This is a genomic window from Luteimonas sp. Soil_N_1 (assembly GCF_057656255.1).
In genome coordinates, this window is record NZ_JBDGKS010000001.1 from 2,462,801 (window position 1) to 2,481,530 (window position 18,730).

Annotated in this window: 18 protein-coding genes; 3 read left to right on the plus strand and 15 right to left on the minus strand. The window is 68.2% G+C overall.

All coding sequences use genetic code 11. From position 1 onward, the window contains the following. Nucleotides 1–2: 2 nt before the first annotated feature. The 8 genes from era to rpoE all read right to left on the minus strand — a co-directional run bounded on the left by era (nt 3) and on the right by rpoE (nt 8,114). Complete coding sequence (gene era / locus AC3A4E_RS11385; RefSeq protein ID WP_487631577.1) at nt 3–908, minus strand: GTPase Era; 906 nt, start codon at nt 906–908, stop codon at nt 3–5. A 66-nt stretch (nt 909–974) separates the two neighbouring features. Continuing rightward, nucleotides 975–1,658, minus strand: a complete 684-nt coding sequence (rnc, locus tag AC3A4E_RS11390) for a ribonuclease III (RefSeq protein WP_487631578.1) — start codon at nt 1,656–1,658, stop codon at nt 975–977. Next, nucleotides 1,642–2,022: a DUF4845 domain-containing protein gene (locus tag AC3A4E_RS11395; protein ID WP_487631579.1), complete on the minus strand. Its 381-nt coding sequence runs from the start codon at nt 2,020–2,022 to the stop codon at nt 1,642–1,644. The genes rnc and AC3A4E_RS11395 overlap by 17 nt, the downstream gene beginning before the upstream one ends. Before the next feature lie 29 nt (nt 2,023–2,051). After that, entirely contained in the window at nt 2,052–2,846 is a 795-nt protein-coding gene (gene lepB, locus AC3A4E_RS11400; protein ID WP_487631580.1) for a signal peptidase I, read from the minus strand. A gap of 61 nt (nt 2,847–2,907) precedes the next feature. Next, nucleotides 2,908–4,704: a translation elongation factor 4 gene (gene lepA / locus AC3A4E_RS11405; protein ID WP_487632063.1), complete on the minus strand. Its 1,797-nt coding sequence runs from the start codon at nt 4,702–4,704 to the stop codon at nt 2,908–2,910. Between the two features lie 190 nt (nt 4,705–4,894). Beyond that, the gene (locus AC3A4E_RS11410; protein WP_487632064.1) at nt 4,895–6,439 is read right to left on the minus strand and encodes a Do family serine endopeptidase; all 1,545 of its coding nucleotides are present in this window, start codon (nt 6,437–6,439) and stop codon (nt 4,895–4,897) included. 95 nt (nt 6,440–6,534) lie between these two features. Continuing rightward, nucleotides 6,535–7,491: a sigma-E factor negative regulatory protein gene (locus AC3A4E_RS11415; protein WP_487631581.1), complete on the minus strand. Its 957-nt coding sequence runs from the start codon at nt 7,489–7,491 to the stop codon at nt 6,535–6,537. After that, nucleotides 7,488–8,114, minus strand: a complete 627-nt coding sequence (gene rpoE, locus AC3A4E_RS11420; RefSeq protein ID WP_487631582.1) for an RNA polymerase sigma factor RpoE — start codon at nt 8,112–8,114, stop codon at nt 7,488–7,490. The genes AC3A4E_RS11415 and rpoE overlap by 4 nt, the downstream gene beginning before the upstream one ends. A 275-nt stretch (nt 8,115–8,389) precedes the next feature. Here rpoE and AC3A4E_RS11425 point away from each other — a divergent pair, with 275 nt between their 5' ends. Then, nucleotides 8,390–10,471 carry a 3-hydroxyacyl-CoA dehydrogenase NAD-binding domain-containing protein gene (locus tag AC3A4E_RS11425; RefSeq protein WP_487631583.1) on the plus strand — a complete coding sequence of 694 codons (2,082 nt, stop codon included), beginning with the start codon at nt 8,390–8,392 and terminating at the stop codon, nt 10,469–10,471. A 195-nt stretch (nt 10,472–10,666) separates the two neighbouring features. On the opposite strand, the gene AC3A4E_RS11430 is transcribed toward AC3A4E_RS11425, so the two are convergent. Next, complete coding sequence (locus AC3A4E_RS11430) at nt 10,667–11,248, minus strand: TetR/AcrR family transcriptional regulator (RefSeq protein ID WP_487631584.1); 582 nt, start codon at nt 11,246–11,248, stop codon at nt 10,667–10,669. Nucleotides 11,249–11,330: 82 nt separating this feature from the next. Here AC3A4E_RS11430 and AC3A4E_RS11435 point away from each other — a divergent pair, with 82 nt between their 5' ends. Then, nucleotides 11,331–11,594, plus strand: coding sequence for a hypothetical protein (locus AC3A4E_RS11435; protein ID WP_487631585.1), 264 nt, complete (start codon nt 11,331–11,333; stop codon nt 11,592–11,594). Between the two features lie 45 nt (nt 11,595–11,639). On the opposite strand, the gene AC3A4E_RS11440 is transcribed toward AC3A4E_RS11435, so the two are convergent. The 4 genes from AC3A4E_RS11440 to mltG are packed head-to-tail and all read right to left on the minus strand — an operon-like array spanning nt 11,640 to nt 14,764. Next, nucleotides 11,640–11,999, minus strand: coding sequence for a PilZ domain-containing protein (locus tag AC3A4E_RS11440; protein WP_487631586.1), 360 nt, complete (start codon nt 11,997–11,999; stop codon nt 11,640–11,642). A 22-nt stretch (nt 12,000–12,021) separates the two neighbouring features. Continuing rightward, the gene (locus AC3A4E_RS11445) at nt 12,022–12,954 is read right to left on the minus strand and encodes a DNA polymerase III subunit delta' (protein ID WP_487631587.1); all 933 of its coding nucleotides are present in this window, start codon (nt 12,952–12,954) and stop codon (nt 12,022–12,024) included. Next, nucleotides 12,951–13,592 (minus strand): dTMP kinase, encoded by a 642-nt coding sequence (gene tmk / locus AC3A4E_RS11450; RefSeq protein WP_487631588.1) that lies wholly within the window; start codon nt 13,590–13,592, stop codon nt 12,951–12,953. The genes AC3A4E_RS11445 and tmk overlap by 4 nt, the downstream gene beginning before the upstream one ends. Further along, nucleotides 13,589–14,764 carry an endolytic transglycosylase MltG gene (gene mltG, locus AC3A4E_RS11455; RefSeq protein WP_487631589.1) on the minus strand — a complete coding sequence of 392 codons (1,176 nt, stop codon included), beginning with the start codon at nt 14,762–14,764 and terminating at the stop codon, nt 13,589–13,591. The genes tmk and mltG overlap by 4 nt, the downstream gene beginning before the upstream one ends. Before the next feature lie 137 nt (nt 14,765–14,901). On the opposite strand from mltG, the gene AC3A4E_RS11460 reads away from it, so the two are divergent. Further along, the gene (locus AC3A4E_RS11460; protein WP_487631590.1) at nt 14,902–15,237 is read left to right on the plus strand and encodes a hypothetical protein; all 336 of its coding nucleotides are present in this window, start codon (nt 14,902–14,904) and stop codon (nt 15,235–15,237) included. 48 nt (nt 15,238–15,285) lie between these two features. Here AC3A4E_RS11460 and AC3A4E_RS11465 read toward each other — a convergent pair whose 3' ends face one another. Continuing rightward, the gene (locus AC3A4E_RS11465) at nt 15,286–16,635 is read right to left on the minus strand and encodes an aminodeoxychorismate synthase component I (RefSeq protein ID WP_487631591.1); all 1,350 of its coding nucleotides are present in this window, start codon (nt 16,633–16,635) and stop codon (nt 15,286–15,288) included. Between the two features lie 40 nt (nt 16,636–16,675). Further along, nucleotides 16,676–18,562: an ATP-binding cassette domain-containing protein gene (locus AC3A4E_RS11470; RefSeq protein WP_487631592.1), complete on the minus strand. Its 1,887-nt coding sequence runs from the start codon at nt 18,560–18,562 to the stop codon at nt 16,676–16,678. Nucleotides 18,563–18,730 lie beyond the last annotated feature (168 nt).

Here is an 18,730-nt window from a genome sequence, read left to right on the forward strand (position 1 = left end):
CCTCAGTCGCCGTAGCCGAGCGCCTTGAGCGCGGCTTCGTCGTCGGACCAGCCTTCGCGCACGCGCACCCAGGTCTCCAGAAACACCTTGGCATCGAACAGACGCTCCATGCCCATCCGCGCCTTGGTGCTGATGTCCTTGAGGCGTGTGCCGGCCTTGCCGATCACGATCGCCTTCTGGCCCTCGCGCTCGACCCAGATCACCGCGCCGATGCGCAGCATCCTGCCATCCAGCGTGAAGCTCTCGATCTCGACCGTCGTCGCATACGGCAGTTCGTTGCCGAGCTGGCGCATCAGCTGCTCGCGCACGAGTTCACCGGCCAGGAAGCGCTGGCTCTTGTCGGTGATCTCGTCTTCGCCGAACAGCGCGTCCTGCGCCGGCACCAGTGGCAGTACCGTCGACTTCAGCTGCTCCAGCCCCTTGCGCTTGAGCGCGGACAGTGGGACGACGCCGGCGAAATCGCGGCCTTCGGTGACCTTCTGCAGGTACGGCAGCAGCAGGGACTTGTCCTTGATCCGGTCGACCTGGTTGACGACCAGCACCACCGGCACGCCGGCTTCGTGCAGCGCATCGAACGCCAGGCTGTCCTCGTCGTCCCAGCGACCGGCGACGACGACCAGCAGCGCCGCATCGACACCTTCCAGCGCGCCGCGTGCCGCGCGGTTCATGATGCGGTTCATCGCGCGCTTCTGCTCGTGATGGATGCCGGGGGTATCGACGAGCAGCAACTGGCCTTCCGGGAAGGTCGCAATGCCGAGCAGACGGTGGCGCGTGGTCTGCGGACGATTGGAAACGATGCTCACCTTGGCGCCGACGAGGGCGTTGACCAGGGTGGACTTGCCGACGTTGGGTCGGCCGATGACGGCGACGTAGCCGGCATGGTGGGGCGTGGTGTGGGGTTCGGTCATGCCGGCATTCTACGGAAATGCCGGTGGCGCGACGCGGCGCCCGTTCCAGCTGGCGTTGCTGGCGACTCAGCCAGGGCCTTCTAGCATGCCCATCACCGCTTCGGCGGCCTGCTGCTCGGCCGCACGGCGTGAACTGCCCTGCCCTTCGGCGGTGACGCCGGCATCGTTGAGCGCGCAGCGGACCAGGAACGTCTTGGCGTGTTCCTCGCCGCTCTCCGACAGCAGTTCGTAGACCGGCAGCGCTTTCTGCCGTCCCTGCAGCCATTCCTGCAGACGGGTCTTCGCGTCCTTGGCGACGCGGCCGCTGGCCAGCGCGACGAGGGTCTTCTCGAACAGCGGCAGCACGACGTCGCGGCAGGTGTCCAGACCGGCATCGAGATACACGGCCGCGATCACCGCTTCCAGCGCGTCGGACAGGATGGAGTCACGACGATGGCCGCCGGACTTCAGTTCTCCCGGGCCCAGGACCAGACGCGCGCCAAGGTCGAGTTCGCGCGCGACCGCAGCCAGCGACGACTCGCGCACCAGTTCGGCGCGGGCACGGGTCAGCGTGCCTTCGTCGGCGTTCGGCCAGCGGGCGTACAGGGCCTCGGCGACCAGTGCGCCGAGCACGGCATCGCCGAGAAACTCGAGACGTTCGTTGTGCGGTGCCCCCGCACTGCGGTGGGTCAGCGCCTGCGCCAGCAGCCCGGGATCGCGGAACACGTGGCCGGCGAACCGGCCCTGCTGGCGGTCAAATTCCGTCGCCACCACGGCTCAGCGTCTGGGTCGCGTGGAACTTGCCGACCACGTCGAGGTTGAACATCAGCGGACGACGCACTTCGTACTGCACGTCCATGCGCCAGCCGTTGTCCGCACGCTGGATCTTGAAGTGCTCGGGCTTCACGTTCTGGGTGTAATCGATGCGCATGCGCCGGAAAAACAGATCCTGGATGCGGGCCGGATCGGCGTTCGCGACCGCAGGGTCGCTGGCCATTCCCTTCAGCGCGGATTTGACGCTGTAGTACTCGGAATACATGGGGAACAGCTTCATGCCGACATACGCGAAGAAGCCGATGATCCCCAGGACCATGATGAATCCCAGCAGGGTGATGCCGCGTTGCGTGCGTTTCATGGACGTCCCCTCGAAGCCCGATGTCATGGTCAGCGGATGCCCTGACCGATTCTTCCCCAGTCGACCCAGCCGGGTGCAGCGGTATCGACGTTCATCCAGATCAGGAACGCCTTGCCGCGCAGCTGGGTCTCGGGAAGCGTACCCCAGAAGCGGCCGTCGTCGCTGCGGTCGCGGTTGTCGCCCATGACGAAATAATGGCCCTGCGGAACCTCGAACGTGCCCTCGCCCAGATGAAACGGCGCGGCCTGGTCGATGTGCAGGATCTCGTGGCTGCGGCCCGGCATCTGCTCGGTATAGACCGATGCGCCGGTCATCTCCGCGCCACGGCCCACGCCCTCGTAGGCACCGGTGCGCTGGTACTCGAACGGCGTGCCGTTGACGAACACCTGGTTGTCGCGGAATTCGACCGTATCGCCCGGCAGGCCCACGACGCGCTTGATCCAGTCCTGGTCCGGGTGCTGGGGCGGGCGGAACACCACGACCTCGCCGCGCGCAGGCTCGCCGATGTCGATGATCTTCCGGTTGGTGATCGGCAGCCGGATGCCGTAGCTGAACTTGTTGACCAGGATGAAGTCACCGATCAGCAGGGTGGGCATCATCGAACTGGACGGAATGCGGAACGGCTCGGCGATGAAGCTGCGCAGGATCAGCACCACGAACAGCACCGGGAAGAATGCCTTCGCGTAATCGACGACGATCGGCTCCTTCTCTTCGAGCAGACCGGCACGGCGCGCACGCGCCTTGGACAGCACCAGCTTGTCGAGCAGCCAGATGACGCCGGTGAGCAGCGTCAGCACGACCAGGGCGGTCTCAAACCATTTCATGCAGCATCCTCGAAACACGGGATCGGGCGGCCGCGCTGGGCCGCCGCTATGAAAACACGAATCAGGACTCGCGCGACGTGCTCAGCACCGCCAGGAAGGCTTCCTGCGGGATCTCCACGCGGCCGACCTGCTTCATGCGCTTCTTGCCTTCCTTCTGCTTTTCCAGAAGCTTCTTCTTGCGCGAGATGTCGCCGCCGTAGCACTTGGCCAGCACGTTCTTGCGCAGCGCCTTGACCGTCGTGCGGGCGATGATCTGCGCGCCGATCGCAGCCTGGATGGCCACGTCGAACTGCTGGCGCGGAATCAGTTCCTTCATCTTCTCGGTCAGCTCGCGGCCGCGGCGGTCGGCATGGCTGCGATGCACGATCAGCGACAGCGCGTCGACCTTGTCACCGTTGATGAGCGTATCCACGCGCACGAACGGACCGGCCTGGAAGCGCAGGAAGTGATAGTCGAGCGACGCGTAGCCGCGGCTGACGGACTTCAGCTTGTCGAAGAAATCCAGCACCACTTCGGCCATCGGCAGCTCGTAGCTGATCTGCACCTGGCTGGCCATGTACTGGATGCCGATCTGCATGCCGCGCTTGTCCTCGCACAGCTTGATGATCGCGCCGATATAGGCCTCGGGCGTCAGGATGTTGGCGCGGATGATCGGCTCGCGGACTTCCTCGATCAGGTTCGACTGCGGCAGCTTGGCCGGGTTGTCGAGCGATACCACTTCGCCGTCGGTCTTGAGTACTTCGTAGATCACCGTCGGCGCGGTGCTGATCAGGTCGAGGTCGTACTCGCGCTCCAGACGCTCCTGCACGATCTCCATGTGCAGCATGCCGAGGAAGCCACAGCGGAAGCCGAAGCCCATCGCCTCGGAGCTTTCGGGCTCGAAACGCAGCGCGGCATCGTTGAGGCGCAGCTTGTCCAGCGCTTCGCGCAGATCCGGATAGTCCTCGGCGTTGACCGGGAACAGACCCGCGAACACGCGCGGCTGCATTTCCTGGAAGCCGGCCAGCGGCTTGTCGGCGGGCTTGGCGGCGAGGGTCAGCGTGTCGCCGACCGGCGCACCGTGCACGTCCTTGATCGAGGCGGTGATCCAGCCCACTTCACCCGCGCGCAGCGCCGGCAGTTCCTTGCGCTTGGGCGTGAACACGCCGACCTTGTCGACGTCGTGGGTGCGTCCGGTCGACATCACCAGGATCTTGGTCCTGGGGGTGATCTCGCCCTGCATCACGCGCACCAGCGACACCACACCGAGGTAGTTATCGAACCAGGAGTCGATGATCAGCGCCTGCAGGCGATCGGTATCGCGCGGCTTCGGTGGCGGGATGCGATGCACGATCGCCTCGAGCACTTCTTCCACGTTGAGGCCGGTCTTGGCGCTCACCGCGACCGCGTCTTCGGCATCGATGCCGATCACCGCCTCGATCTCGGCCTTGGCCTTTTCGATGTCGGCGGTCGGCAGATCGATCTTGTTGAGCACCGGAATCACTTCCAGACCCTGCTCGATCGCCGTGTAGCAGTTGGCGACCGACTGCGCTTCCACGCCCTGCGCCGCGTCGACGACCAGCAGCGCGCCTTCGCACGCGGCCAGCGAGCGGCTGACCTCGTAAGAGAAGTCGACGTGACCGGGGGTGTCGATGAAGTTCAGATGGTAGATCTGCCCGTCGCGCGCCTTGTACGGCAGCGACACCGACTGCGCCTTGATCGTGATGCCGCGCTCGCGCTCGATCGGATTCGAGTCGAGGACCTGCGCCTCCATCTCGCGCGCCTGGAGGCCGCCGCAGAGCTGGATGATGCGATCGGCGAGCGTCGACTTGCCATGGTCGACGTGGGCGATGATGGAGAAGTTGCGGATGTTCCGCATCGGATCGTGGGTCATTGGGCGGCGGCCGGGCCGTCGTCGAAAAGATAACGGGCGATTATCGCACAGCGCCCTGTCGCACGCGGCGGGGCCGCCCGGCGTCCGAAGTGTTCATGCGGGACGCCCGCACACCCATGAAAAACGGCCCGCGGAATGCGCGGGCCGTCGGATGTGCGCAGACCGGGCGCCGGGATCAGCGATCGGCGGTTTCGGGCACCGAGACGGCGCGGTACTGGGTGGCACCCCCACGTCCGCGGACCAGCAGCATGACCGTATCGCCCGGCTTGACGTCGCGCAACGCGCGGTCGAGCGCCGCGACGCTGCCCACCGGCGTCCGGCCGACGCGCAGGATCACATCTCCCTGCGCGATACCGGAATTCGCCGCCGCGCCGCGGCCGGCACTGGCGATCAGCACGCCCTCGTCGGTGGCGAGGCCGAACTGGCGGCGTTGCGCGGCGTCGAGATCGCGGCCGGTGAGGCCGAGCGGATTGCCGGTTGATGCCGACGCGGACGCCGGCGCCGGCTCTCCACGCGCCGACGCGGACGCCGTATTCGAATCGAGCGCCGTCAGCGTGACGTCGAAATCACGGGTGCGGCCTTCGCGCAGGATGCTCATGCGCACCTGGGTGCCCGGCGTCTTGCCGCCGACCAGTGGCGGCAGTTCGCTCGAGGCGATGATCTCGGTGCCGTCGACCGCGCGGATCACGTCGCCCGGTTCGATGCCGGCCCGCTGCGCGGGACTGCCCGGCAGCACTTCCTGCACCAGCGCGCCCTTGGTATCGGGCAGGTTGAAGCCGGCTGCAGCCTCCGAGGTCACATTGGACACCTGCACGCCGAGCGACCCGCGCTGCACGCTGCCCGTCTTCTTGATCTGCTCGGCCACGTTCGCCGCCAGATCGATCGGAATCGCGAAACTCACGCCCATGTAGCCGCCGGAGTTGCTGAAGATCTGCGAGTTGATGCCGATCACCTCGCCCGCCACGTTCAGCAGCGGACCGCCGGAGTTGCCCTGGTTGATCGGCACATCGGTCTGGATGAAGGGCACGTAGCGCTGGTCGGCGTACTGGTTGGCGCGCTGCACCGCACTGACGATGCCGGCAGTCACCGACTGCTCGAAACCGAACGGCGAGCCGATCGCCACCGCCCACTGCCCGGCCTTCACGCTGGCGCCGTTGCCGTAGCGCAACGTCGGCAGGCCGGTGGCGTCGATCTTGAGCACCGCGACATCGGATTCGGCATCGCTGCCGACCACCTTCGCGGTGAACTCGCGACGGTCCGACAACCGCACCTTGACCTCTTCCGCCCCGTCGACGACGTGGTGGTTGGTCAGCAGGTAGCCGTCGGCGGAGATGATGAAACCGGTGCCCATGGAGGTCCCACGCGGCGCGTTGCCACCACGGCCCGGGCCACCCGGACCGCCCGGCATCTCGAAGCCGGGACCGAAGAAACGACGGAAGATCTCCGGGATCTGCGCGTCGTCGGGCATCTGCTGGCCGCGCGTCTGCCGCGCGCCGATCGTCGATTCGATGCTGACCACCGCTGGCGCCACGCGCTCGACCAGGCGGGTGAAATCAGGCAGGCCGGAAACCAGCGGTGCTTCGGGCGTCGACGACACGCTGGCCGCGGCATCGGCCGGCGTCTGCGCGCCGGACTGCGCGGTCGCGCTCGGCAGGAGGAAGGCGGTGGTGCCGGCCGACAACACGGCCACCAGCGACACGGCAAGCAGGGATTTCTTCATCGAGGACATGACGGACTCTGAAGGAGATGTTCGAGACGAACCGGTGCAGCAGCCGCGGCGCGGCGGCGCACGGACTCAGACGGCGCCGATGCGGCTCAGGGCACCGCGCGCAGCTGCGGGCGCGCGGCGTCGGCGGGATCGACCGGGAAGCTCGGCAACACATTGCTGCCCGACGCCTGCGGCGTATCCCAGGACGGTGCGGTGAATGAATCGCCATAGCGCACCGAAAAGCTGCTGTTGGCCGACAGCGACGAGGCCTTCGGCCACGGACGCGACACGGCTGGCGCTTCCGGCAGGCCGGCAGCGATCACCGATGTGGACGCCAGCGCACGCACCGGGGCCGCGGCCCCATCGTTCAACACCGCAGGCCGCGGCGGCGCGGCGGACGCGACCATGCGCGATTCCGGTGCCTGGCGCGTCTGCGTATTGCGCAATGCGGCGCGCTGCGACTGGCCGCGCGAGGCGCGATCGCCGTTGTTGCGACGCGGCACCTCGGCCACAGCCAGTGCGGCTGCGCCTGCCACCGCCGCGGTCGCTTCGATCGGCGACGCCGCCACGAGCGCGGATGCATCGGCAGTCGCGTCCTGGGCACCAGGCGTGGCGGGCGCGATGGGCGCGGCGTCGGCGATCATCGGCAGTGCATCCTCCGCGTCGTCGAACGACGTGCCGGTGCGCCCCACGAACAGCGCCACCAGTGCGACCGAGGCAGCCAGCGCAGCGCCACCGCCCCAACGCAGCAGACGCGGACGCCGGGTCGCCGCGACCGGCGCGATCACCACGTCGCCGGCGGCAATGCCACGCGCGATACGGTCTGCGAAATCGGGCGGCAACAGCGAGACCTGGCGGCCGCGCAGCACGTCGCCGCAGACCTGCCAGCGCTCGAAGCAGCCTGACAGTTCCGCATCGTGTTCGAGCCGGCGGCGCAGGAAACGCGCCTGGTCCTGCGACAGCTCGCCATCGAGCATCGTCGACAGTTGCTGGCGGTGGAACCGCTCCAGCTTGTCAGGATCGGGGCCGATCTGCAGGGTATCGATGTCGTCGGCAGTGTTCATCGGGTCACGCGCTCCACTTGTCTTTCGTTGTCCATCAAAGGTCGCAGTTCGCGATCGATCGCTTCACGCGCCCGGAAGATCCGGGAGCGGACGGTGCCGATCGGGCAGCCCATGCGTTCGGCGATCTCGTCGTAGCTCAGACCGTCGACCTCGCGCAGGTTGATCGCGACCCGGAGTTCCTCGGGCAGTGCTTCGACCGCGCGCATCACCGTTTGTTCCAGCTGCTGGCGCATCAGTTCACGCTCGGGCGTATCGCTGTCGCGCAGGCGGATGCCGCTGTCGAAATGCTCGGCGTCCTCGATGTCGATGTCGTCGGTCGGCGGCCGGCGGTTGTGCGCCACCAGGTGGTTCTTCGCGGTGTTGACCGCGATCCGGTGCAGCCAGGTATAGAACTGCGCATCGCCGCGAAAGTTCCCCAGCGCGCGATAGGCGCGGATGAAGGTTTCCTGCGCGACGTCCTGGACCTCGCTCCAGTCGGAGACATAGCGACCGATCAGCGCCGCGATCCGGTGCTGGTACTTGCGTACCAGCAGATCGAACGCTGCGGTGTCGCCCGCCTGCACCCGCTTGACCAGTTCCTCGTCCAGTTGAATCCGCTCCTGGCTGTGGTGTTCCTCGACCATCGGGCCGGATCTCCTTGGGACACCCGGCCTGGCTCGGGTAGTTAGGACAGGGCGCTGCGCGAAAAGTTCCGTCACAGTCGGTGTGGCATCGTCGCCACGTCACCGTGCTGCATGTCTTGGGGCGGCACAGGCGTCGCGCAAGTCGCGAAGACGCCATCGCCCGGCGACGCAGCAGGTGGACCGGTTCAAACGCCGCTTTCAAGCGCCGATTTGACGGCGTGGAAGCAACCTCGGGATCATAGGCGGATCCCCCATACCTTCAAGAATGGTGCCGTATGTTTGCAGGCCTCGACGGGCTTCGCTTCAGTCATTGGCAAGCCGAGCCGCGCGAAGACGGTGTGCTCGTGCTGTCCTTCGACCGCGCCAACGAATCGGTCAACACGTTCGCGCAGGATGTGCTGATCGAACTCGACACGCTGCTCGAACGCCTGGCGCTCGACCCGCCGAAGGCACTGGTCATCCGCTCGGCGAAAGCGAAGGGCTTCATCGCAGGGGCCGATATCCGCGAGTTCGCCGAGTTCGATGCGAAGGGCACGATCGGTGACACGATCCGCCGTGGCCAGATGGCGTTCCAGCGCCTGGCCGAACTGCCCTGCCCCACGGTCGCCGCGATCCACGGCTTCTGCATGGGCGGCGGCACCGAGATCTCGCTGGCCTGCGATTACCGCGTCGCCAGCGACGATCCGTCGACGAAGATCGGCCTGCCCGAAGTGAAGCTCGGCATCTATCCAGGCTGGGGCGGAAGTGTGCGTCTGCCGCGACTGGTGGGCGCGCCCGCCGCGTTCGACATGATGCTCACCGGCCGCGCCCTGTCGGCGAAAGCCGCGCGCGGCATCGGTCTGGTCGACAAGGTGGTCGAGCCTGCGCTGATCATCGATGCGGCGATCACGCTCGCGCTCCGCGGCACCACGCGTCCGTTCAAGCAGCGCTTCATGGGCTGGGCGACGAACATCTGGCCGGTGCGCCAGGCGCTTGCGCCGGTGCTGGTCAAGCAGGTGGCACGCAAGGCGAAGAAGCAGCACTACCCTGCGCCCTACGCGATGATCGAAACCTGGCGCCGCGCGTCGGGCGATACGCGCAGCCTGCTGGCGGCCGAGCGCAAGTCGGTGGTCAAGCTCGCCGGCACGCCGACCGCACGCAATCTCACCCGCGTGTTCTTCCTGATGGAGCGCCTCAAGGGCCTCGGCGGCAAAGCCGCGGACGGCCAGGCCCCGGTCCGGCGCGTGCATGTGATCGGCGCCGGCGTGATGGGCGGCGACATCGCGGCGTGGTCGGCCTACAAGGGCTTCGATGTCACGCTGCAGGACCGCGAGCAGACGTTCATCGACAAGGCCCAGGCCCGCGCCGCGACGCTGTTCGAGAAGAAGGTCAAGGATCCCGCCAAGCGCCCCGACGTCGCTGCGCGCCTGCGCTCCGATCTTGCCGGCGACGGCATCGCCGATGCCGATCTGGTGATCGAGGCGATCGTCGAAAACGCGGACGCCAAGCGCAGCCTCTACGCCGATGTCGAACCGCGCCTGCCCGCCGATGCGCTGCTGACCACGAACACCTCGTCGATTCCGCTCGACGAACTGCGCAGCGGCGTACGGCGTCCGGGCCAGTTCGCCGGCCTGCACTACTTCAATCCGGTCGCCTCGATGCCGCTGGTCGAGATCGTCCACCACGACGGTGTCGACGCGGTCACCGCGCAGCGTCTGGCCGCGTTCTGCAAGGCCATCGACAAGCTGCCCGTTCCGGTTGCCGGCACGCCGGGCTTCCTGGTCAACCGCCTGCTGTTCCCTTACATGCTCGAAGCCGCAAGCGCCTACGCCGAAGGCATTCCGGGCAAGGCGATCGACAAGGCGGCGGTCGACTTCGGTATGCCGATGGGACCGGTCGAGCTGATCGACACCGTGGGTCTGGATGTTGCGTCCGGCGTCGGCCAGGAACTCGCACCGTTCCTCGGCCTGCGCATTCCCGCCTCTCTGGCCACGCCGCCCGAACCGGGCCAGCGTGGCAAAAAGGACGGCCAGGGCCTCTACAAGTGGGTCGAAGGCAAGGCGCAGAAGCCCGAGCTGCCGAAGGATTACAAGGCGCCGGAGGATCTGCAGGACCGCCTGATTCTGCCGTTGCTCAACGAGGCCGTCGCCGCCCTGCAGGACGGTGTGGTCGCCGACGCGGATCTGCTCGATGCAGGTGTGATCTTCGGCACCGGCTTCGCGCCGTTCCGCGGCGGCCCGATCCAGTACATCCGCGAGACCGGCGCAGATGTGCTGGTCGAGCGTCTGCGCGCGCTGCAGGCACGCCACGGCGATCGCTTCGCGCCACGCCCTGGCTGGGACAATCCGGCGCTGCAGCCGGTACCGCGCACGGTGTGATGCGTCCACGGGCGCGGCTCAGGTCGCGCCTGTTCCCACGCCCCACGGGCGCTGTCAGGACCGCAGCGTGCGCGTCCCGTCCGCCGCATCACGGCATCGCGTTCTGAACCGAACGCCGGCCGCATCACGCGGCTGTCGAAACTCCAGGTGTTTCAGGGCCAGCGCTGAACACGCCGGTCCCCGACGCAACACCCGTCAACCCGAATGCCGCATCGCCAGTGCCGCCGCGCGCGATTCCAGCGCGGCGATCAGCGCGTTGCGCTCGGACGCCTTCAAATCGAGCATCTCGAACGCATCGCCGAAGAACAGGCCATCGAGCGCCAGCGTGACCAGCAGCGCCTCGATGAAATCCGGCCCCAGTTCGCGCAGCCGGGCGGCGTGCGTGGCGGCATGCTGCCGCGGCGCATCCATCAGCTCGGGCGTGTTGACCGCCGCCGCGATGAAGGACTGCGTCGCCTTCGGACCATGCAGGCGTTTGGCCTCCAGCCCCTGCCGCTGGGCATGCACGAAGGCCTGCAGATAACCACCGGGATTGGCCGGGAACATCGTTTCGGCCACTTCCAGGTCACGGTGATGCCGGTCCATGTGGTGCTGGACGACGCCTTTGAGCAACAGGTCCTTGCTCGCGAAGTGGTACAGCAGGCCGCCCTTGCTGACGCCCGCCTCGGCAGCCACCGCGTCGAGCGTCAGGTGCGCGGCACCGACGCGATCGGACACGACGAGTGCCGAATCCAGGATGCGCGCGCGGGCGTCGCTGCGGGGCTTGCGGGTGGCCATAGGACGAAGCGCATCTTGACGAAGGAACCAAGAGTCTAGACTATACCGTCCAGCCGGTTTAGTAAGCCTGAAGGATTTCCGTATGCACGCCCTTCCGAATCCGCCGCAACGCGAGCCGCACCGGGTGCAGCCTGCCGTACCGGACGCCTACGCGACGATGGGCTGGATCGAGGAATTCACCGAACTCGCGCGCCTGGCGATCGAAGAGGAGGACGACGAACTCCTGCGTCGCGACTACGAGGACGAGCTGCTGCGGCGCGCGGTATATCTGCGCGCGGCGGGACTGTTCGACGTCATGGAAATCCGGCACCCCGCCTTGCGCGCGATGCTAAACGACGCGCGCTGAGCGCGCCCGAAGACGATGCACGCCCGCGCGATGCGGGCGGCGGACTCACATCGTGTGGGTCGACTTCTCGGACTGCAGGGTGCCGGCGAGCAGGGTCTCGATCCGGTTCTTGACCGCCTCGCCTTCCGGCGTATCGGCGAACTGCACGCCCACGCCCGCGGTGCGGTTGCCCTGCGCGCCAGCCGGCGTGACCCACACCACTTTCCCGGCAGTCGGCAGGCGATCGCCGGACTCGGGAAGCGTCAGCAGCAGGAACACCTCGTCGCCGAGGAAATAGCGCTTGGGCGTCGGCACGAAGATGCCGCCGTGCTTGAGATAGGACATGTACGCGTTGTACAGCGCGGTCTTGTCCTTGACGGCCAATGACAGGATGCCCTGGCGTGCGCCTGCGGCAGTTGCGCTCATGGCTTGGTTCCCATCGAAGAAGTCAGTTGCGCCCGACGGTGCCGCGCCACGCCAGCAACAGCTCGGCGATGGCGAGGTCGGCACGCACCGTGGTCCTCAGGAGGTCACGGGTGCGGTTGGCGGCGTCGAACCACGCGGCCAGCTTCCCGATTCCCGCGACATCGGTCAAGCCGGATGCACGCGCGAGCGCGAGATCGGCGGCATGCGCGACGCGTTCGGCCGCATCGTCGCCATTCGCCCAGCGCTGCGCGGTGGCGACGACCGGCAGATCGCCCTTCGCCACACCGGCAATATCCTTGGCGACCTCGCGGCGCAGCGCCATGCCACCACCGTCGAGCCAGTCGGCCGCGAGGCCCGGATGTCCGCGCGCAGCGTCCAGCGCTTCGACCGCGTCGGCTTCGCGATGACCGCGACCGGCCAGCCAGGCCAGCGCTTCCTCGCGCGGCGGCAGGCGGAATTCGATGCGCTGGCAGCGGCTGCGGATCGTCGCCGGCAGGCGCAGCGGATTGGCCGCGACCAGCCACAGGTGACGGCCGGGCTGCGGTTCTTCCAGCGTCTTGAGCAATGCGTTGCAGGCGGACGTGTTGACCGCATCGGCCGGATCGACGATCGCGACCTGCGCGCTGCCGTACTGCGGCGTCAGCGACAGTTTGGCCGACAGTTCGCGGATCTGGTCGATGACGATCTCGGTGCGCAGCTTGGTGCCGTCCTTGGTCGGGACGAACGAGACGCTGTGGAAATCGGGATGCGTGCCGGCCGCGAGCAGTTGTGCGCTGCGGACCTCGCGATCGAGGCCGAGCACGTGTGCGGCGAGTGCATCGGCCACCGCGCGCTTGCCCAGACGCGCCGGCCCGCAGAACAGCAATGCATGTCCCAGCCGGCCGCTGTCGAGCGCGCTGCGCACCTGCTCATGGATGCGCGCCTGCCATGGCGCGAATGCGGGTTGCGCGCTCATGCCGCAGCCCGCGCCGCATGCAGCGCCTGCACGGCGTCGGCAGCGACGACATCGGCCGTACGTGTCGCATCGATCACACGGATGCGCTGCGGCTCGGCCTGCGCACGTGCGAGGAAGGCACTGCGTACGCGCTCGAAGAACGCGTCCTGCTCGGCTTCGATGCGATCGGGAAACGCATCGCGTCCACGCGCGCGTTCGCGCCCTTGCGCCACGCCGAGATCGAGCAGCAGCGTGATTGCCGGCGCGATGCCGACATGCGCGGTTTCGAGCGCGGCGATGCGCGCCGGATCGATGCCACGCCCGCCGCCCTGATAGGCGTAACTGGAGTCGGTGAAGCGGTCGCTGATGACCCAGGCGCCCCGTTCGAGCGCGGGCAGGATGGTCTCCTGCACGTGCTGCGCACGCGCAGCGAACATCAGCAGCAGTTCGGTGTCCGGGCGTGCGGGTTCGTGGCCGGGATCGAGCAGCAGCCCGCGGATCAGTTCCGCCAGCGGTGTGCCGCCGGGCTCGCGCGTGCAGACAACCTCGTTTCCATCTGCCGCCAGCGCATCGCGCAGCGCACGCAGTACCGTAGTCTTGCCGGCCCCCTCGCCGCCTTCGATCGACACGAAGCGGGGATATGTCCGCAGTGCGCTCATGCGTCGTCGTCCGCGCCGCCCGTGGCCGCTTCCACTTCGACTTCGTTGGGCGGCGCGGCTTCGGCACCCGCCGCCGCTTCGGCCGCGTTGCCGCTGCTGGCATCGCCGCGGCCGAACTTCGCGCGATACCTGCGCACGTACTCGCGCACCGCGACGTTGTGCGCGGCGTAGGTCGGCGAGAACACATGGCGGCCGCTGCCGTCGCCGACCGCGACGAAGTACAGCGCATCGCCGTCGGCCGGGTGCGTCGCGGCCTGGATCGCGGCGGCACCGGCCATCGCGATCGGCGTCGGCGGGAGGCCGTCGCGGGTATAGGTGTTGTAGGGCGTGTCGGTCTGCAGATCGCGGCGACGGATGTTGCCGGCGTAAGCGGTACCCATGCCGTAGATCACCGTGGGATCCGTCTGCAGGCGCATGCCGATCTTCAGCCGGCGGTTGAACACGCCCGAGATCGCCGGACGCTCGTCGGCGATGCCGGTTTCCTTCTCGATGATCGAGGCCAGCACCAGCACCTGTTCGCGATCCTGCAGTTCCAGACCGTCCGCACGCGATTCCCACGCACGGTCGACCTCGGCTTCCAGCGCGGTGTTCGCGCGCCGCAGCAGGTCCACGTCGCTGTCGCCGGTGGTGTAGAGATAGGTCTCGGGCAGGAAGCGGCCTTCTGGGTGCACGCCGCTCTTGCCGAGCGCCTCCATCAGCGCGGCATCGTCGATCTCCTGCAGCGTCTGCACCAGCGGCGTCGCGCGGCCGAGCGCGGCACGCAGTTCGCGGATGTTCCAGCCTTCGACGATGGTGAAGCGGTGATGGATCACCTTGCCGTCGCGCATCCGCAGCAGCAGCTCGCGCGGCGTGGTGGCCGGGTCGAGCGGATACTCGCCGACCTGGATCCGCGCATCGGCGCCGAGCTCGCGCGCCAGCAGACGCCATTCCAGCGCATGGCCTTCGACGGCGCCCGCCTCGCGCAGGCGGCCGAGCACCCGCTGGAATGAATCGCCGCGCGCGACCACCAGCGTGCCGTCGTCGGACAGACCCGCCAGCGGCGTGTCCGCGAAGCGGCTGTAGCGTGCGTGCAGGAACCAGGCGGACAGCCCGGCCAGCAGCGCGACGATCACGAGCGCGGACAGCAGGAGCCTGCCGATGCGGCGCTTCCGGGGTACTTCGGTTTCGGTCATGGGCGGCGCGGGCCGTCGATGCGGGACAGGGCGGGCAGGATACCGTGGCGGACGGAAGACCATGCGAGATGCGTGGCCGGTATGCGCCGTTCCGCGCGTCTGTGACGGACACAGGGGCCTTCATCACGGAGCACGTCATGCAACAGACCCGGATCACCGGATACCAGGTGATGTATTCGGCCAACCGCTTCCCGCCACGCATCTGGCTGCACGGCGAAAGCGGCTCGATCGGCCAGCTGGTCTTCCACGCCAATGGCGAAACCCTGCCCGAAGACGCCATCCAGGGCAGCGCGCCATCGCTGCACTATCACCTCGACGACTTCCACAACGCACTGGACGTGCTGCGCAACGAAAGCCCGGTCTGGCTGCTGTATTCGGGCAGCGGCGGCGGTTTCGAGAACGGGCTGCGGACGGACATGGAAGGCGTCGGCGAAGGCGAACCGCGGCTGCGTGCGATGGCGCGGATCGACTGACCGCAGGTCGCGCCGGCGCCTGTACGGGCCGGCGCGCGCAAGTGGGCCTCAGCCCGGAACGCCAAGCGCCCGCAGCGTGCCGCGCGCCTTGGCGCGGGTTTCCTCGAGCTCACGCGCCGGATCGGAGTCGGCGACGATGCCGGCACCGGTGCGGAAGCGGGCGAGATCGCCTTCGACCTCGGCGCTGCGGATCAGGATGTTGAGGTCGAGGTCGCCGTCGCGGTTGAGCCAGCCCATCGCGCCGGTGTAGGCGCCACGCCCCTGCCCTTCGAGCTCGGCGATGATCTGCATGCAGCGGACCTTGGGGCAGCCGGTGATGGTGCCGCCGGGAAACACTGCGGCGATGGTCCGGCCCGGTGCGACATCGGCGCGCAGGCGGCCGCGGACGTTGCTGACGATGTGGTGCACGTGGGCATAGCTCTCCACGCACATCAGTTCGTCGACCTCCACGCTGCCCGGCACGCAGACGCGCCCCAGATCGTTGCGCTCCAGATCGACCAGCATCACGTGCTCGGCGCGCTCCTTCGGATGGCCGACGAGTTCCTGCACGCGCGCGGCATCGTCGTCGCCGTCGAACCGGGCGCACGTACCGGCGATCGGGCGGGTCTCGACCAGATCGCCGCGCACCGACACGAGCCGCTCGGGTGACGCACTGGCCACTGCCCAGCCGTCGCCCTGCAGCAGGCCGGCGAACGGCGCCGGATTGTGTTCCCGCAGCCGCGCATACAGCGCGGCAGGATCGAGCGCGCCGTCGAAGCGCGCCTGCCAGCCCCGCGACAGGTTGGCCTGGAAGACGTCGCCGGCCGCGAGGTAGTCGAGGATCCGCTGCACGCCATCGGTGAAGCGCGCGGGCGCATCCTCGTCGAGCACCTGCGGTGCGCGCCACGGTGGCATCGCCGGGCCAGCCGACCGTGCGGCGGTCACCAGGTCGGCGAGCAGTGCGTCGGCGCCTGTCTCCGCCACCGCGATGCATTCGCCGGTCGCATGGTCACGCAGCACAGCAGCCGGACACCGCCAGGCAACCGCCACTGGCAACCCACCGGCGGCGCGCGGCAGGTCCAGTACCGGCTCCACCTGACGGGCGAGTTCGTAGCCCAGGTACAGCGCCCAGCCGCCCCGGAACGGCCAGCGGGGTTCCTCGCGCGGCACGCGCAGCGCCGACCAGCGGGCGTCGAGTGCGTCCAGAAATCCACCGTCGACCGGTGCGCCGTCGGCATCCCGTGTTGTGCCGTCGGCATCGAGCTGCAGACGCGTGCCGTCGGTCGCCAGCAGCAGGTCCCAGCGCGCATGTGCGGTGCCGTGCGCGACTGACTGCAGCAGCAGCGGATGCCGCGCGGGCGCGGCGCGCTGCAGCGCCAGCAGATCGGTGTCGGCGGGAAGTGCCTGGGTGATCAGCACGGCGTCGGGCCTGGTGGTCGGATGTGGAGGTGCGGACGCCTCAGGCGTCGAGTTCGGTCCAGCGCAGGAAGGCGGCGTCGAGCGCGTCCTGCGCCTCCTGCAGTGCCTGGCCATGGGCAGCGATGGCCGTGGCGTCGCGCTGGTAGAACGTGGCCTCGTGCATCTCCGACGTCATCTTCGCGATCTCGCCTTCGAGCTGCTCGATGCGCCTGGGCAACTGCTCGAGTTCGCGCTGGTCCTTGTAGCTGAGCTTGCGTTTTGCGACCGGCGCCGCAGCGGGTGCTGCAGGTGCCGCTTCCGCGGCCGGGGCGGACTTCGGCGCCAGCGTGGTTTCCGCAAGCGCATCACCCGGTTGCGGGCGCTGCCGCAGCCAGTCCTCGTAGCCGCCGATGTACTCGCCGACATGCCCGTTGCCTTCCATGACCAGCGTGGAGGTGACCACGTTGTCGAGGAAGTCGCGGTCGTGGCTGACCAGCAGCAGCGTGCCGGGATAGTCGCCGAGCAGTTCCTCGAGCAGCTCCAGCGTCTCGACGTCGAGATCGTTGGTCGGTTCGTCCATCACCAGCATGTTCGACGGCTGCGCGAACAGCTTGGCCAGCAGCAGCCGGTTGCGCTCACCACCCGACAGGCGGGTGATCGGCGCACGCGCGCGCTCGGGCGTGAACAGGAAATCCTGCAGGTAGCCGATCGCATGCTTGCGGGTGCCGTTGATCTCGACGAAATCCTGGCCCTCGGCGACGTTCTCCAGCGCGCTCCAGTCCTCGCGCAACGTCGCGCGGTACTGGTCGAAGTACGCGATCTGCAGCTGCGTGCCGCTGCGCACTTCACCGGCCTGCGGCTGCAGTTCGCCGAGCAGCAGCTTGAGCAGCGTGGTCTTGCCGGTGCCGTTCGCGCCGATCAGGCCGATCCGGTCGCCGCGGAAGATCGTCGTGGAAAAATCGTCGATCAGCCTGCGTTCGCCGAAGCCGAACGTCACGTCCTTCAGCTCGACGACCTTCTTGCCGGAGGCGCCGGCCGAGGCGGCCGCCATGCGCACGTTGCCGGTCAGGTCGCGGCGCTGTGCACGTTCCAGACGCATCGCCTTGAGCCGGCGCACGCGGCCTTCGTCGCGGGTGCGACGCGCCTTGATGCCCTGTCGGATCCACGTCTCTTCCTGGGCCAGCATCTTGTCGAAGCGCGCCTGTTCCTGGGCTTCGGCGTTCAGCCGCTCTTCGCGGCGGCGCAGATAGTTCTCCCAGTCGCCGGGCCAGCTGGTGACCCTGCCGCGGTCGATCTCGACGATGCGCGTCGCCAGTGCGCGCAGGAAGCGCCGGTCATGGGTGACGAACACGATCGCGCCCGGCCACTGCTTGAGGAAGCCTTCGAGCCAGTCGATCGCGGCGATGTCGAGGTGGTTGGTCGGCTCGTCGAGCAGCAGGATGTCCGGCGCCGACACGATCGCGCGCGCGAGCAGCACACGCCGCTTCATGCCGCCCGACAGACTGGTGAACGCGGCATCGCCATCGAGCTGCAGGCGCTCGAGCACTTCGCTCACGCGCTGGTCGATGCGCCAGCCGTCGAGTGCCTCGACCCGCGCCTGCACATCGGCGAGCGCGTCGTAGTCCTCCGCATGCAGCAGGCGGTGGTACTCGGCCAGTGCGGCGCCGGCATCGCCCAGGCCGCCGGCGACCACGTCGTACACGCTCCCCTCCGCGCCCGCAGGCACTTCCTGTTCGAGCCGCGTCACGCGCACGCCCTGCTCGCGGCGGATCTCGCCGTCATCGGGTTTGAGCTCGCCATCGATCAGGCGCATCAGCGTGGACTTGCCGGCACCGTTGCGGCCGATCAGGGCGACGCGTTCGCCGCGTTCGATCGACAGCTCGACGCCGTCCAGCAGCAAGGGTCCGCCGACGCTGTAGTCGACGTCATTCAAGGTCATCAAAGGCATCCGGCCATTCTAACGGGTCGGGATGGCCCGGATGCCGCCGGGCATGCACCGGTCATGAAGTGGCGCATCCGGCGGCGACGTCCGCTGCCGCGCGTGCCGGCATGAAACCGGCCCGCCGATTGGCTCCCGATCCTGCAGCAGCGCCCGCACCGGTCAGCGCCGGGCAGC

Bases quoted from the DNA above. Each gene is read 5' to 3' on its own strand.
- AC3A4E_RS11430 (WP_487631584.1), bottom strand. From the start codon at position 11,248: ATGGCCACCCGCAAGCCCCGCAGCGACGCCCGCGCGCGCATCCTGGAT.
- lepB (WP_487631580.1), bottom strand. From the start codon at position 2,846: ATGAAATGGTTTGAGACCGCCCTGGTCGTGCTGACGCTGCTCACCGGC.
- era (WP_487631577.1), bottom strand. From the start codon at position 908: ATGACCGAACCCCACACCACGCCCCACCATGCCGGCTACGTCGCCGTC.
- tmk (WP_487631588.1), bottom strand. From the start codon at position 13,592: ATGAGCGCACTGCGGACATATCCCCGCTTCGTGTCGATCGAAGGCGGC.
- rpoE (WP_487631582.1), bottom strand. From the start codon at position 8,114: ATGGTCGAGGAACACCACAGCCAGGAGCGGATTCAACTGGACGAGGAA.
- AC3A4E_RS11445 (WP_487631587.1), bottom strand. From the start codon at position 12,954: ATGAGCGCGCAACCCGCATTCGCGCCATGGCAGGCGCGCATCCATGAG.
- AC3A4E_RS11470 (WP_487631592.1), bottom strand. From the start codon at position 18,562: ATGCCTTTGATGACCTTGAATGACGTCGACTACAGCGTCGGCGGACCC.
- lepA (WP_487632063.1), bottom strand. From the start codon at position 4,704: ATGCGGAACATCCGCAACTTCTCCATCATCGCCCACGTCGACCATGGC.
- AC3A4E_RS11440 (WP_487631586.1), bottom strand. From the start codon at position 11,999: ATGAGCGCAACTGCCGCAGGCGCACGCCAGGGCATCCTGTCATTGGCC.
- AC3A4E_RS11425 (WP_487631583.1), top strand. From the start codon at position 8,390: ATGTTTGCAGGCCTCGACGGGCTTCGCTTCAGTCATTGGCAAGCCGAG.
- AC3A4E_RS11415 (WP_487631581.1), bottom strand. From the start codon at position 7,491: ATGAACACTGCCGACGACATCGATACCCTGCAGATCGGCCCCGATCCT.
- AC3A4E_RS11395 (WP_487631579.1), bottom strand. From the start codon at position 2,022: ATGAAACGCACGCAACGCGGCATCACCCTGCTGGGATTCATCATGGTC.
- AC3A4E_RS11410 (WP_487632064.1), bottom strand. From the start codon at position 6,439: ATGAAGAAATCCCTGCTTGCCGTGTCGCTGGTGGCCGTGTTGTCGGCC.
- mltG (WP_487631589.1), bottom strand. From the start codon at position 14,764: ATGACCGAAACCGAAGTACCCCGGAAGCGCCGCATCGGCAGGCTCCTG.
- AC3A4E_RS11460 (WP_487631590.1), top strand. From the start codon at position 14,902: ATGCAACAGACCCGGATCACCGGATACCAGGTGATGTATTCGGCCAAC.
- AC3A4E_RS11435 (WP_487631585.1), top strand. From the start codon at position 11,331: ATGCACGCCCTTCCGAATCCGCCGCAACGCGAGCCGCACCGGGTGCAG.